General features: G+C 65.2%; 8 protein-coding genes. 1 reads left to right on the top strand and 7 read right to left on the bottom strand.

Annotated features, from left to right (window positions below):
* Positions 1 to 126 precede the first annotated feature (126 nt).
* The 7 genes from clpB to ASN89_RS05360 form a co-directional block, all read right to left on the bottom strand.
* On the bottom strand, positions 127 to 2733 hold the full coding sequence (gene clpB, locus ASN89_RS05390) for an ATP-dependent chaperone ClpB (protein WP_034755055.1): 2607 nt from the start codon (positions 2731 to 2733) through the stop codon (positions 127 to 129).
* Positions 2734 to 2854: 121 nt separating this feature from the next.
* A complete protein-coding gene (moaE, locus tag ASN89_RS05385) occupies positions 2855 to 3328 on the bottom strand; it encodes a molybdopterin synthase catalytic subunit MoaE (RefSeq protein ID WP_058048525.1) in 474 nt (157 codons plus the stop codon).
* Positions 3325 to 5907, bottom strand: a complete 2583-nt coding sequence (locus ASN89_RS05380) for a DUF349 domain-containing protein (protein WP_058048547.1) — start codon at positions 5905 to 5907, stop codon at positions 3325 to 3327. The genes moaE and ASN89_RS05380 overlap by 4 nt, the downstream gene beginning before the upstream one ends.
* A 201-nt stretch (positions 5908 to 6108) precedes the next feature.
* Complete coding sequence (locus ASN89_RS05375; RefSeq protein ID WP_138828856.1) at positions 6109 to 6738, bottom strand: hypothetical protein; 630 nt, start codon at positions 6736 to 6738, stop codon at positions 6109 to 6111.
* A gap of 116 nt (positions 6739 to 6854) precedes the next feature.
* Positions 6855 to 9521 (bottom strand): bifunctional acetate--CoA ligase family protein/GNAT family N-acetyltransferase, encoded by a 2667-nt coding sequence (locus tag ASN89_RS05370; RefSeq protein WP_058048524.1) that lies wholly within the window; start codon positions 9519 to 9521, stop codon positions 6855 to 6857.
* 99 nt (positions 9522 to 9620) lie between these two features.
* The gene (locus tag ASN89_RS05365) at positions 9621 to 10613 is read right to left on the bottom strand and encodes a DUF2804 domain-containing protein (protein ID WP_058048523.1); all 993 of its coding nucleotides are present in this window, start codon (positions 10611 to 10613) and stop codon (positions 9621 to 9623) included.
* Positions 10610 to 11947, bottom strand: coding sequence for a winged helix-turn-helix domain-containing protein (locus ASN89_RS05360; RefSeq protein WP_235501865.1), 1338 nt, complete (start codon positions 11945 to 11947; stop codon positions 10610 to 10612). The genes ASN89_RS05365 and ASN89_RS05360 overlap by 4 nt, the downstream gene beginning before the upstream one ends.
* A 338-nt stretch (positions 11948 to 12285) precedes the next feature.
* Here ASN89_RS05360 and ASN89_RS29765 point away from each other — a divergent pair, with 338 nt between their 5' ends.
* Complete coding sequence (locus tag ASN89_RS29765; RefSeq protein ID WP_321166316.1) at positions 12286 to 13491, top strand: discoidin domain-containing protein; 1206 nt, start codon at positions 12286 to 12288, stop codon at positions 13489 to 13491.
* Positions 13492 to 13545: the final 54 nt, after the last annotated feature.

The raw sequence follows: 13545 nt of genomic DNA, 5'->3' as shown, positions 1-13545 counted from the left end.
AGGTCTAGCCCGATTGCGCCCTTGCTTTAGAATATCCCGATGTTAGCTTGTGCCAACACCCCACAGCGTAAAACTGGGGTCAGACCCGACGGGTCTGACCCCGGCACTTTGCCGTTGGGGTAAAAATTACACCTTGTCCAACCCCACCTGCGCGCCCGTAAACACCAGGTTGCCGTTCTGGGCGTCGATGCGGATCTCGTCTTTCGGGCCGAACTTGCCTTCCAGGATCAGCTTCGACAGCGGATTTTCGATCTGCTGCTGGATCGCCCGTTTCAGCGGACGGGCACCATACACCGGGTCGTAGCCCGCTTCGGCGATTTGCTGCAAGGCCGCGTCGGTCAGGCTCAGCTGCATGTCCATGCGCGCCAGGCGTTCTTCGAGAATCTTCAGCTGGATCTTCGCGATCGCGCCGATGTTTTTCTCGTCGAGGCCGTGGAACACGACGATTTCGTCGATGCGGTTGACGAACTCGGGACGGAAGTGCGAGCGCACCTCGGCCATCACGGCCAGCTTCACGACACCGGGATCATCGCTTTCCATGGCCTGGATTTTATGCGAACCCAGGTTCGAGGTCATGATGATGACGGTATTCTTGAAGTCCACCGTGCGGCCCTGGCCATCCGTCATGCGTCCATCGTCGAGCACTTGCAGCAGCACGTTGAAGACGTCGGCATGCGCCTTTTCCACTTCATCGAGCAGGATCACGCTGTAGGGCTTGCGGCGCACGGCTTCCGTCAGGTAGCCGCCCTCGTCGTAGCCCACATAGCCCGGCGGCGCGCCGATCAGGCGGGCCACGGAATGCTTCTCCATGAACTCGCTCATGTCGATGCGGATCATCGATTCTTCCGTATCGAACAGGAAGGTGGCCAGCGCCTTGCTCAATTCCGTCTTGCCGACGCCCGTCGGTCCCAGGAACATGAAGGAACCATACGGACGGTTCGGATCGCTCAAGCCGGCGCGCGAGCGGCGGATGGCGTCCGCCACGGCCGTGATCGCTTCATCCTGGCCCACGACGCGCTCATGCAGTTTCTCTTCGATGTGCAGCAGCTTGTCGCGTTCGCCCTGCATCATGCGCGACACGGGTATGCCTGTCGCGCGCGACACCACTTCGGCGATTTCCTCGGCGCCCACTTCCGTGCGCAGCAGCTTCGGCTGGTCGGGGTCGAGTTTCGGGATGCCGCTGTCAGCCTGCTTGAGCTGGGCTTCCAGCTGCGGCAGCTTGCCGTACTGCAGCTCCGACACTTTCTGCCAGTTGCTCTCGCGCGTGGCCTGCTCCATCTGCAGCTTGACGTTTTCGATCTCTTCCTTGATGTGCGTGCTGCCTTGCACCACGGCTTTTTCCGCCTTCAGGATTTCCTCGAAGTCATTGTATTCGCGCTGCAGCTTGACGATCTCTTCCTCGATCAGGCCCAGGCGGCGCAACGACGCTTCGTCCTTTTCCTTCTTGACGGCTTCGCGCTCGATTTTCAGCTGGATCAAGCGGCGTTCCAGCTTGTCCATCACTTCCGGCTTCGAATCGATCTCGATCTTGATCTTCGCCGCCGCTTCATCGATCAGGTCAATCGCCTTGTCGGGCAGGAAGCGGTCCGTGATGTAGCGGTGCGACAGCTCGGCGGCGGCAATGATGGCCGCGTCCGTGATCTCCACCTTGTGGTGCAGCGCGTATTTATCCTGCAAGCCGCGCAGGATGGCGATCGTCGCTTCCACGGTCGGCTCGTCGACGAGCACTTTCTGGAAACGGCGTTCCAGCGCGGCATCCTTCTCGATGTACTTGCGGTACTCGTCGAGGGTCGTCGCGCCCACGCAATGGAGCTCGCCGCGCGCCAGCGCCGGTTTCAGCATATTGCCCGCGTCCATCGCACCTTCGGCCTTGCCCGCGCCCACCATGGTGTGCATCTCGTCGATGAAGACGATGGTTTGCCCTTCATCCATGGCCAGTTCTTTCAGCACGGATTTCAGGCGTTCCTCAAACTCGCCGCGGAATTTCGCGCCGGCCAGCAAGGCGGCCATGTCCAGCGACAGTACGCGCTTGCCTTTCAAGGACTCGGGCACTTCGCCATTGACGATGCGCTGCGCCAGGCCTTCGACGATGGCCGTCTTGCCCACACCCGGTTCACCGATCAGCACGGGGTTGTTCTTGCTGCGGCGCTGCAGGATCTGGATGGTGCGGCGGATTTCGTCGTCGCGGCCGATGACGGGGTCGAGCTTGCCCTTGCGCGCCCGCTCCGTCAGGTCCAGCGTATATTTTTTCAGGGCTTCGCGCTGGCCTTCGGCCTCCTGCGAGTCGACCTTGTTGCCGCCGCGCACGGCGTCAATGGCCGCTTCCAGGGCCTTGCGGGTCAGGCCGTTTTCGCGCGCCAGCTTGCCGCAGTCGGACTTGTCGTCCGTCATGGCCAGCAAGACCATTTCGCTGGAGACGAACTGGTCGCCCGCCTTTTGCGATTCCTTGTCGGCCAGGTTCAGCAAGGCCACGAATTCGCGGCTGACCTGCACGTCGCCGCCCGTGCCCGATACCTTGGGCAAGCGTTCGATCGAGGCGCCCAGGGCCTTGGACAGGCCGCCCACGTTGACGCCGGCACGCTGCAACAGCGAGCGGGCGCCGCCGTCGTCCTGGTTCAACAGGGCCGTCAGCAAATGGACTGGTTCGATATAGGGGTTGTCATTGCCCACGGCCAAGCTTTGCGCATCGGCCAGGGCTTCCTGTAATTTGGTAGTGAGTTTGTCTTGTCGCATGAAAGGCGCTCCCGGTTAATTAGTTGTTAACCAAATTGGGGTGAGGCAGTACTTTTCAAGCATACACAAAGCAGAAAACCGATGCATTTGGGCAAAAGCTACGGTGCGGGACCCGTACGATTCAAATGGCGCTTGCTTTTGCCGCCCACTTGTCCAGCGCCGTCTCGTCGCTGTCGCGCGCATCGACCCAGCGCGCCCCTTCGGGCGTGTCTTCCTTCTTCCAGAACGGCGCTTCCGTCTTCAGGTAGTCGATGATGAATTCGCAGGCGGCGAAGGCCTCGCCCCGGTGAGCGGACGAGACCGCCACCAGCACGATCTGCTCCTGTGGCAGCAGGGGCCCCACGCGGTGGATCACCAGCGCCCCGGACAGGGGCCAACGGCCCCGCGCCTGCTCGACGATGGTTTCGATGGACTTTTCCGTCATGCCCGGATAGTGCTCGAGCTCCATGGCCGCCACGTCCAGTCCTTCGTTCATGTCGCGCACCGTGCCGACGAAGCCGACGACGGCGCCCACCTTGGGGTTGCCTGCACGCAATTGTGCGATTTCTTGACTCAAGTCAAAATCAGCTTGCTGGATGCGGACGGTGGTACTCATTTGACGTTTCCTCCGATACGGCGCAGCAGGGTTTCGATGCGGCTGGCCGTGCGCGCATCGGTGGCGGCGGCAATCGCGCACAGCTGCATCAGCTGCGACGCTTGCGTGAGCGGCTTCTGGCCCGATTTGAGCGACGATTGCAGCACTTCCACCTGCATCTTCAGGCGGTCGCGGGCAAATTCGGCGCCGCTGTCGACGCCGGCGACGATTTCCAGGCGCAAGACTTCAGCCAGCAAACGCTCCTGGTTCGATTGCAATTGCCGCACGTAGGCGGCAGCGCCCTCGCCCAGCGCGGCCTGGGCGGCGGCAAAGCGCTGCTGCAGGCTGCGTTCGTACTGGGTGTCGAGCGGCGGCAAGGCGCTCCAGCGCTCGCTCCACGCTTGCGCGTCGTCGGCGCCGCCATCAGCCAGTGAAACTTCCAGCGATTGCACCAATCGCAGCTTGTCGCGCAAGGCGTTGGCCTGGGCCGCGCCAGCCCGTTCGGCGATGGCGTCCGCCTGCGCTTGCACGCCGGCGACAGCCGCCTGGTAGCGCTGCTCGACCTTCGCTTCGCTGGCGCGCGGCACGGGACCCGTGGCGTTCCATGCGGCACGCGTGTCGCGCAGCAAGTGATTGATGAAGGCGGTGCGGCTCTTGTCGTCGCCCTCGGGCACGACGGCCGTTTCCAGCGCGGCGCACAGCGCTTCGCGCGCATGCAGGTGTTCGCGGCGCTCGTGGTCGGCCGCGTGGGCCGTTTCCTTGCGCCTGGCGAAGATATCGTCGCAGGCGGCGCGGAAACGCTGCCACAACGCCTGTTCCGCGCGGCGCTCGAGCGGCAGGGCTTTCGCCAGTTCCTGCCATTTATCCTGCAAGGCTTTGAGCATGTCGACCGTATTGCGCTCCGAAGGCTTGAGCAAGCCCACTTCGACGATCAATTGTTCGCGGCGCGCCGTCTCGATCTGGCGCTGCGTTTCCAGCGGCTTCGACAGGGCGTCCAGCGCGGCGCCAAATTCCGCATCCAGGCGTTTCTTTTCCTTGCGGTCGATGGTGCCCAGGCGCGTCCACGCCTGGCGCAAACGCTGCGAGGCGGACGCGACGTGTTTCCAGTCGGTGCTTTCTTCGGCCGCCAGGGTCGCCGTTTCCGCGATCAATTCCTGGGCCTTGGCCGCATTGCCGTGGCGCTCTTCGGCCAGCTGCTTGAAATGCTGGGCCGCCGGCGCATAGGCCACGCTGCATGCCGCGTCGAAACGCTCCCACAAAGACTTCGGTGCGGGACCGGACAGGGTGTCGAGCGACTTCCAGCGCTCGCGCAGGCTGCCCACTTTCTTGGCCAGCTCGGCCATTGGGAGTTGCTGCGCCGGCAATTCCTCGCCCGCCTTGACCAGTTCCTCGCGCGACACGTTGCCGCCCCAGCGCGCCCAGTCGGCCAGGCGCTTGAACTCTGCGCGCACGTGGGCCAGGCGGTCCGCTTGCGCCGGCGTCAGCCGACCGTGTTTGGTATCGCGCAAAGTTTTATCGTGCTCGGAAGCCACGTGCAGCAAGCCATCCTGCAACGCCGCTTCCATGGCGTCGAGCACCTTGAAGAATTGCTCCGTCGCTTCTTTCGACACGGGCGCGTGTTCCTGGCGCGGCTTGCGCGGTACAGGTAGAGGCTCGGCATGGGCCGCTGCAGCCTCTGTTGTTGCCGTCTGCACGGGCGCCGGCGCGCTGGCCAACACGGCCGCAAATTGCTGCTGCAGGCTGTCGGACAATGGCGAATCGGGCAGGCGCGGCAAGGCTTGCCACGCGCGTTTCAAGGCATCCAAGTCGAGCGTGGCGGCGTCTTGCGCCTGCCATTCGGCCAGCGCGGCCTGGCGTGCGTCGAACACGGCCTGGTGCTGCTGCAGCGCTTGCAAGGCGGACTGCGCCTGCTCGCGCGCCTGCGTGAAATCCGTTTCCAGGTGTTTCGGCAAGGAGGCACGCTCGGGCGATTGCGCATGCTGCGCATGTTCCGCGTCGAGGCGTGCCAGCGCCTGCGCCAGCTCGCCGGCGGACTGGCCGCTGGCAGCCAAGGCGCGCGTGGCGGCAACGGCGTCGATCACGGCGCGCTGCAGCGCCACTTGCGCTTCCAGGCGGGCGGCCAGCGCGGCGCGCGCGGCGGCAAACGCCGTCGCCAGCTCGGGCGTGGCCTTGATGACTTGCCATTGGCGGTCCAGCTCGGCAACCTGGTTAGGGCTCAGCTTTTCATCGTTCAACAGGCGCTGGGCCGTGTCGATGCTGGCCTGGGCGCGCTGCGTCTCGGCGGCCTGGTGACGGATCAGGTCGATGCGGCCCTGCATCAGCTTGGCAACGCGGCGGTCCGTGTTACGCATGGCGTGGTGGACTTTTTCCAGCAGGGGCAAGGCATGGATGTGTTCGGCCGCGATCAGGCGGGCATCGGCAAATTCGCTGGACACGATGAATTCAAAGGCGGCGGTTTCGTCGCCGGCCACGGCATGGGCGCGCGCAACCTGTTCGGCGCGGCGCGATGCGCTCTGCGCCGAGGCGGCGGCCTGTTCTGCCACGACAGGATCGGGGACGGCAGTCTTGCTGGCAGAACGCTTGAAGAGAAATTCGAACATGACGGGTTTCGCGTGGATCAAAACCACCATCATAACAAAGCCCGGGGTATTGCATCGGACAGGTATGTACAAGTTACCAATTGAGTAACATAGTGAATAACAGAGTGAGTAACACGGCACTCCCCCATGGGTGGGCCAGCGCAAAATCAGGAAAGCGCCCCCGGTACAAACGGGAGAATGGGGTGTGCGCTCGCTACCCGTTCAAGCCTGCGCGCGCAGCGGCTGCGGCGGCACGGGCGAGCTGGACTCTGCGCCATCGGCCACCGCTTCAGCGCCGCCGGCTGCCGGCAAAACAAAGGGCAGCACTTGCGCCTTGCCACGGCGCGCTTCCTGCGCGCGCGCATCGTGGGCGAGGAACTGGTAGGCGATGGCAAACCACGTTTCGCCCACGATGACCTTGCGCGCCAGCGCGAACAGCTCGCGCTCTTCTTTTTCCAGGCGCTGCAGCAAGGCCGCGCAAAAGGCGTCGATGGCGGCGCACAGCTGCTCGGCCTGCAATTCCGAATGGTCGATGGCGGCGCCCGCGCGCTGCTGCACGACGTTGATGCTTTCCAGCGCCGCATGGTTCAAGCCGTTGATTTCATCCAACAGACCATCCGCATGCGGCGCGGCCTGGCGGATGGCGGGGATCAGGTACATCTCCACCTTGCGCCAGTAGCCGCCCTGGTAGAGCCGGTTCAGCCAGTCGCCCGCGTACTGCATCTGCGCCAAACTGAGCCTGCTCTGGTGGCGCAGTTGCACATGCATGTACTTCTGAAAAGCCAGCAAGCTCATGCGAATGCTGGCCTGTTCCACCGACAGGGAAACCAATATATATGTTGCCGTAAGCATGCACTCACTCCCGAAAACGCGCTGGATGTCTGATCCTGGAAGTGAAAGTGTAAAGACTACCGACAGCGGCCGGTTTGATCCTGCACAAACCCGCGGCGGGCCAGGCGCGCTTTCTTTTACGGCGCGCGCAGGCCGATATGCAGGTTGACGACGCCAGGCTCTTCCGACGGCGTGACTTCGCCGCCAAAGCTTTTCACCAGCCGCTGCATGCCCTTGTTGCGCGCCATGGCCTCGCCCACGAGCGCTTCCGTGCCGCGGCTGCGGAAATAATCGACGAGCTTCTCGAACAGGATGTGGCCCAGTCCCTTGCCTTTCAGGGCCGAGCGCACGGCGATGGCGAAATCGGCGTGGATATTGTCCGGGTCGGCCACGGCGCGCACCACGCCCAGGGTTTCCGGCTTGCCGTCCGGCCCCGTGTGTGTGGCAATAAAAGCCATGGCGCGGTCGTAGTCGATCTGCGTCAGGCGCGCCAGCTGCGATACGGGCAGCTCGCGCATGGAGGTGAAAAAGCGCAGGCGCACGTCGTCCGGGTCCAGCGCGTGGAACAGCTCCATGTGCTGCGGCGCGTCTTCGGGGCGGATGGGACGCAGCAGAATCGGCTGGTCCATCCACGTCACCTGCTCTTCCAGCTCCTGCGGATACGGGCGGATGGCCAGGCGGTCGCTCTTTTGCCCGGGCTGCAGGCGGATGCGCGCGTCGAGGGCGATCACGCCGTCCGCGTCGGCCACCAGCGGGTTGATGTCGAGTTCGGCCAGCTCGCCGATGTCGGCCACCAGTTCGGCCACCTGGATCAGCGTATAGCAGATGGCGTCGATGTCGGCCGGCGGCTGGTTGCGGTAGCCGGCCAGCAGTTTCGACACGCGCGTGCGCGCCAGCATGTCGCGCGCCAGCACCATGTTCAGGGGCGGCAGGCCGATGGCGTGATCGGCCGTCACTTCCACGGCGATGCCGCCCTGCCCCACCAATATCACAGGGCCGAAGGCGGCGTCGGTCGTGACGCCGACGATCAATTCATGCGATTGCGGCCGGCGCGCCATCTGCTGCACCGTGAAGCCGTCGATCAGGGCGTCGGGACGCATGCGGCGCACGCGCTTGAGCATGGCGGCGGCGGCCGTGCGCAGGATGTCGGGCGTGTCGAGGTCGAGCGCCACGCCGCCCACGTCGGATTTGTGGGCGATGTCGGGCGAATGGATTTTCAGCGCGACGGGATAGCCGATGTCCGCCGCCACGGCCAGCGCCTCTTCCACGTCGGCCGCCATGCGCGTGGTGGCGACGGGAATGCCGTAGGCGGCCAAGATCTCTTTCGAGCGGCATTCGCCGAGCACCGTCTGGCCGGCCGCCAGCGCGGCGGCGACGATTTCGCGCACCCTGGCGCGGCGCGGCGTGGCCGACATGGGCAGCTGCGCCGGCACCTGCATCAGGGTTTCCTGGTTGCGCCGGTACTGCACGATCTGCATGAAGCCATGCACGGCCTTTTCCGGCGTGTCGTAGGTGGGAATGCCGGCCCGGTTGAAGACCTGGCGCGCGGGCGCCACGGTGGTGCCGCCCAGCAGGCATGACAGCACCGTGCGCGAAGTGGCCTTGATCAGCGGCGTGACGGCTTCGGCGATGTCGATCGACGAGACCATGGCCGTGGGCGCGTGCAGCAGCAGCAAGGCGTCCGCCTGCGGCTCGTCGAGCAGCGGCTTGATGGCGTCGGCATAGCGCTGCACGGCCGCGTCGCCGGGCAAGCCGACGGGGTTGTCGTGCGACCAGCCCCGTGGCAACGCCTTTTCCAGCGCGATCACGGTATCGGGCGACAGCTCGGCCAGCTTGCCGCCGCTGCCCACCAGCGCGTCGGTCGCCATCACGCCCAGGCCGCCGCCGTTGCACAGGATCGCCAGGCGTTCGCCGCGCTGCGAGCGGATATGCGTCAAGGTTTCCACGGCGTCGAACAGCTCTTCGGCCGAGTACACGCGCAGCATGCCGGCGCGGCGGATGGCGGCGTCGTAGACGGCGTCGGAACCGGCCAGCGCGCCCGTGTGCCAGGCCGCCATGGCCGCGCCTTCCGCCTCGCGCCCCGCTTTCAAAACGATGACGGGCTTGCTGCGCGCGGCCGCCCGCGCCGCCGACATGAATTTACGCGCCGCCTGGATGTCTTCCATGTACAGCAGGATGGCGGCCGTGTCGATGTCGCCGGCCAGGTAATCGAGCAAGTCGCCGAAATCGATGTCGTAGCTGGCGCCCAGCGAAATGAACTTGGAAAACCCCACGCCGTGCGCGTTGGCCCAGTCGAGCACGCCCGACACCAGCGCGCCCGATTGCGACACGAAGGCGATCTTGCCGCTCGTCGCGCCGACATGGGCGAAGCTGGCGTTCAAGCCCAGTTTCGGCACGAGCAGCCCCATGCTGTTGGGCCCCAGGATACGCAGCAGATGCGGCTTGGCCGCCTTCAGCATGGCCAGGCGCAGCGACTGCTCGCGTACGGGATCGAGGCCCGACGTCATGACGATGGCCGCGCGCGTGCCCAGCGCGCCCAGTTCGCGGATCAGCGCCGTGATGGTGGCGGGCGGCGTGCAGATGATGGCCAGGTCCGGCGCCTTGGGCAAGTGCGCCAGCTTGCGGTAGCATTTCAGGCCCATCAGCTCGTCGTACTTGGGATTGACGGGCCAGATTTCCCCTTGGTAGCCGCCGCCCAGCAGGTTGTACAGGGCGATGGCGCCCAGCTTGCGCTCGCGCGCCGTGGCGCCGATCAGGGCCACCGAGGCCGGCTTGAACAGCTTGTCGAGATTACGGATACTCATGTTCTGGCCTCATGGTTTGCCGGAGCGACTGTGCGCCAGTGTAAAGGATGCGCAGGCAAATAAATTTGACCTTGCGATGTGTTTCGCGAAAAAGCATGCTCACCAGCGCGAGCGGTGGCTTTCCGTGACCCCCGCCAGCTGCGCCACGATGCGCTTCGGGGAATCCGCGCTGGTGCGCACCCAGCCGCTGAACGTGCCGATAGGCTGGATGTAGCGGCTGGCGGCGATCCACAGGTTTTTGTCTTCGCGCCGCGCGCCTTCCGGCTTGAAGTGCAGGTCCAGCAGATCGTCGTCCGTCCACACATGCCACGGCGCCAGCGGATTGTCGGGATTGAAGTCGAAATGCGCGCGGCCCAGCGCATACAGCTGGCCATCGAGCCACAGCGCGTTTTCATGCGCGCCGAAATAGCCGGCCTGCAGATTGAAGCCCAGGTCCAGGCTGTGCGCCGAAGCCCAGCGCCATTCCGTCTCGCGCGCCAGCAGCCCGTTCGAATAATCGAAGCTGGCAACGCCGTCGTCCAAACTGTAGCCGACGGCGCCGCAGCGCACGGTGCCCCACAAGGGCAAGCCGCCCGACTTTTGCGTCGCATGCACGCTGCCGCCCTCGCCCACGGGGCCGATGGCCAGCAAGGTGGGCGCCACGGGCGGGCCCCATTCCGCATCGATGCCGAAATGGCCGCAATCGAGCCGCAAACGGTAGCGCTGCTGCGGCTGCGCTTCGATGCTGATTGTTTGCGACAAAAAACGGAAACGGCTGCTGGCGCCCGCATGCGGCGCAACCGACGCGCACAAGCCGGGGATGCCATCCTGCGAAAAGGTCGCCACGATCTTGCCCTTGTGGCGGTCGAAGGCATACGCGAACGCCGTGCCGGTCCAGCCCAGGTCGACGATGGCCACGCCGCAAAATACGGCCGGTGTCGACAGGGCCACGTAATGCCAGCGCTTGTGGTGGAACAAGCGCCAGAGGGCGCCGCGCGCGTGCGGCGGCGCCAGCGCGGCCCAGTCGAAAGCGTCCAGCTGGCCCGTGTAGCGGCCAAAACATGGCTGGCCGTCGGCGCCGAGCAGATGGGAGGGAGCCGGCGGCAGCATCATGCGGCCTGCCTTGCGGCGCCGCCGTCGTGCAGCGCCTCGGCCAGCAGCGCGCCAAAAGCGGCCGGCTGCGCCTGGGCTATCTCGACCTGCGGGCAGGCATGCCACAGCGCCAGGCGCCGCACGGCGCCGGCCACGTCCTGCACCAGGCGAGGACTGACGCGCACGCCGTCTTCCAGCGCCAGCGACTTGATCTCGAAGCGCCCCTGCGCGCGGTGCGCCTTGGCGTCCAGCCGTCCCACGAGCGCGCCGCGCCGCAAGATCGGCAAGGTGAAGTAGCCGTAGCGGCGTTTTTCAGCGGGCGTGTAGCATTCGAGCCGGTAGTCAAAGCCGAACAGTTCCAGCGCGCGGCGCCGGTCCCAGACGACGGGGTCGAACGGAGATAAAATCGTCGTCAGGGTGGACGCCAGCTTGCCGGCGGCCGCGTCGCGCAGCAACTCCCCATGCTCGGCATGCACGTATACGGCGTCCATCCAGCCGTCGACCGTACAGCGCAGCAGCGCGCCCTCGTCCACCAGCGCCTGCAGATCGTGCGCCAGGCTGGCGCGTGGCTGTTTCGTGCGGAAGTAGTCGCTGATCCAGCTGGCCCGCGCCAGGCCCAGCGCCTTCACGCTGGCCAGCAGCAGGCGCCGGCGCACCTGTTCTTCGGTCGGCAGCAAGCCGTCGTGCCAGCCCGGCAAAACACGTTCGGCCAGGTCGTAATAACGCTGGAACTGATGGCGCTTGGCGATCATCAGCACGCCCGACGTGAACAGCACTTCGAGCGAGCGCTTTTCCGGCTTCCAGCTCCACCAGCCGCCTGCCTTGCCATCCGTGCGTTCAAAGTCCGCCGAGCGCGCGGCGCCGTTGGCGCGGATATGTTCGAGCACCGAAGCGACGGCGTCGCCCTGCTCGGCCATCCATTTGACGGAATACTTCCAGCCCATGGCGGCCGGGTCCAGCATGCGGTGGCGGTACAAGCCATAGTCTTCGATGGGCACGAAGCACGCTTCATGCGCCCAGTATTCGAACAGCGCACCCTCGGCCAGCAATTGCTCGAGCCACGGCTGCGGATAGTCGCCCAGCCGGCTCCACAGCACCAGGTACGGGCTGCGCGCGACCACGTGGATGGTGTCGATCTGCAGCACGCCCATCTGGCGGATGGCGGCCAGCACGTCGGCCTTGACGGCCTTTTTACGCCGCGCCTGCAGCAAGCCCTGCGCGGCCAGGTGCAAGGCGCGCGCGGCGGCCAGGGAGAGCGGTGCGGGTATCGGTGCGGCGGGTGAAATCGGCAAGGTCAGTTCTTCCTCAAAAAAATGGGACGCGTCGGCGGCAGGCATTTCAGGAAGATACCGCATTCCCGTCGCGCGCCACGCATTTTTTCCTGAATTTTATTCATGCTATCGCACATTTTCACTCACTTTGCGCACCAGCACAGTGCAAAAAATCCCGGTGACATGCACAGTGAATGACAAGCGCACGAGATCTCTTGACATGCCTCATGCGCTTCTATAACTTAATGAAATATTGCCATACGGAAATTAAAATACTCCCCTATCTTTGCCCGTCATGCTCCTCCTTGCCGTCCCCTGGCCGCAAGGCGCCGCCGTGACGCTGCAGCATGCGCAACACATCGGCGGGGATGCGGAGATAGCCAGTCCAATCTTGCATCATCAATAAAAACAAGGAAGATAGCATGCACATATCCCTGCATCGGCCCCGGCGGCACCAGGCCGGCCTTATCCACTTTTCCAGGCGGCGCTTGCCGCTGGCCGTGGCCCTGCTGCTGGCGGCATGCGGCGGCGGTGGCGGTGGCGGCGACAATCCGGCCACGCCCGCCATGGCGCAGCACCTGCTGGCGCAGACATCGGCCGAAACGGCGCTGACGCCAGTCGCCGCCACGGCCAGTTCGGCGGAACGGGGCGACCTGTCGGCCGGCGCCGCGATCGACCGCAACGACGGCACGCGCTGGGGCAGCGCCTTTTCCGACAATGAATACCTGACGCTCGATTTCGGCAGCACGCAAACCATCACGCGCGTGCATATCGCCTGGGAAAACGCGCACGCCAGCGCCTACCTGCTGCAGGTATCGGACGACAATACGCACTGGACCACCGTCCAGCGCGTCGACGACAGCCACGGCGGCATCGAAGACATCACGGGGTTGACGGCGCAGGGCCGCTACCTGCGCATGCAGGGCGTCAAGCGCGCGGGCCAGTACGGTTACTCCATCTTTGAAATCCAGGCATTTTCGGGCACACCCGTACTGCCGCCCGTGACGCCGCCCGTCACCGAACCGCCCCCGGTCACCATCGATCCGGGCCAACCCGGCGTGGCCATTTCGCCCGTGGCCGCCACGTCCTCGCCCGTGGAAAACAACGGCATGTCGGCCGCCATGGCGATCGATGGCAAGACGGGCACGCGCTGGGCCAGCAAGTTCGAGGACGGCGCCTGGATCCAGTTCGACTTCGGCGTCAAGACGCCCGTCGGCTACATGAAACTGCTGTGGGAAAACGCGTACGGCAAGCAGTACGCGCTGCAAGTGTCCGACGACGGGCAAAACTGGTCGCAAATCCGCTACGTGAGCAATGGCCGCGGCGGCACGGAGGAATTCTTCAACCTGGGCATCCATGCCCGCTACATCCGCCTGCAGGGCGTGGCGCGCGCCACGCAGTATGGCTACTCGCTGCTGGAAGTGAGCTTCAAGACGCCCGGCAGCGACAACAGCCTGTCGTCGACCGCGACGTCGGCGCTGAAATTTCCCGCCAACGGCGCGGGCATGGCGCCGCTGCCCGCCGCCGCGCAGCCGCTGGAAAGCCTGCAATTCACCCTGGCCGACGGCACCCTGGTGACGCGCTTCGGCGCGCGCGGCCTGGCACGCCATGGCCGCGAGCGGGGCTAGGAATGGAATGAGATCGGCTACGGTCCGAATGAAACGGTCGATCCCGTCACGGGC

The sequence above is a fragment of the Janthinobacterium sp. Ant5-2-1 genome (assembly GCF_001445815.1).
In the GTDB taxonomy this organism is placed as follows: domain Bacteria; phylum Pseudomonadota; class Gammaproteobacteria; order Burkholderiales; family Burkholderiaceae_D; genus Janthinobacterium; species Janthinobacterium lividum_E.
This window is presented reverse-complemented; position numbering and strand designations above follow the sequence as displayed.

Coding starts and splice junctions, on each gene's coding strand:
- moaE (WP_058048525.1), bottom strand. CDS start 3,328: ATGAGTACCACCGTCCGCATCCAGCAAGCTGATTTTGACTTGAGTCAA.
- ASN89_RS05365 (WP_058048523.1), bottom strand. CDS start 10,613: ATGATGCTGCCGCCGGCTCCCTCCCATCTGCTCGGCGCCGACGGCCAG.
- ASN89_RS29765 (WP_321166316.1), top strand. CDS start 12,286: ATGCACATATCCCTGCATCGGCCCCGGCGGCACCAGGCCGGCCTTATC.
- ASN89_RS05380 (WP_058048547.1), bottom strand. CDS start 5,907: ATGTTCGAATTTCTCTTCAAGCGTTCTGCCAGCAAGACTGCCGTCCCC.
- ASN89_RS05375 (WP_138828856.1), bottom strand. CDS start 6,738: ATGCTTACGGCAACATATATATTGGTTTCCCTGTCGGTGGAACAGGCC.
- clpB (WP_034755055.1), bottom strand. CDS start 2,733: ATGCGACAAGACAAACTCACTACCAAATTACAGGAAGCCCTGGCCGAT.
- ASN89_RS05370 (WP_058048524.1), bottom strand. CDS start 9,521: ATGAGTATCCGTAATCTCGACAAGCTGTTCAAGCCGGCCTCGGTGGCC.
- ASN89_RS05360 (WP_235501865.1), bottom strand. CDS start 11,947: ATGCGGTATCTTCCTGAAATGCCTGCCGCCGACGCGTCCCATTTTTTT.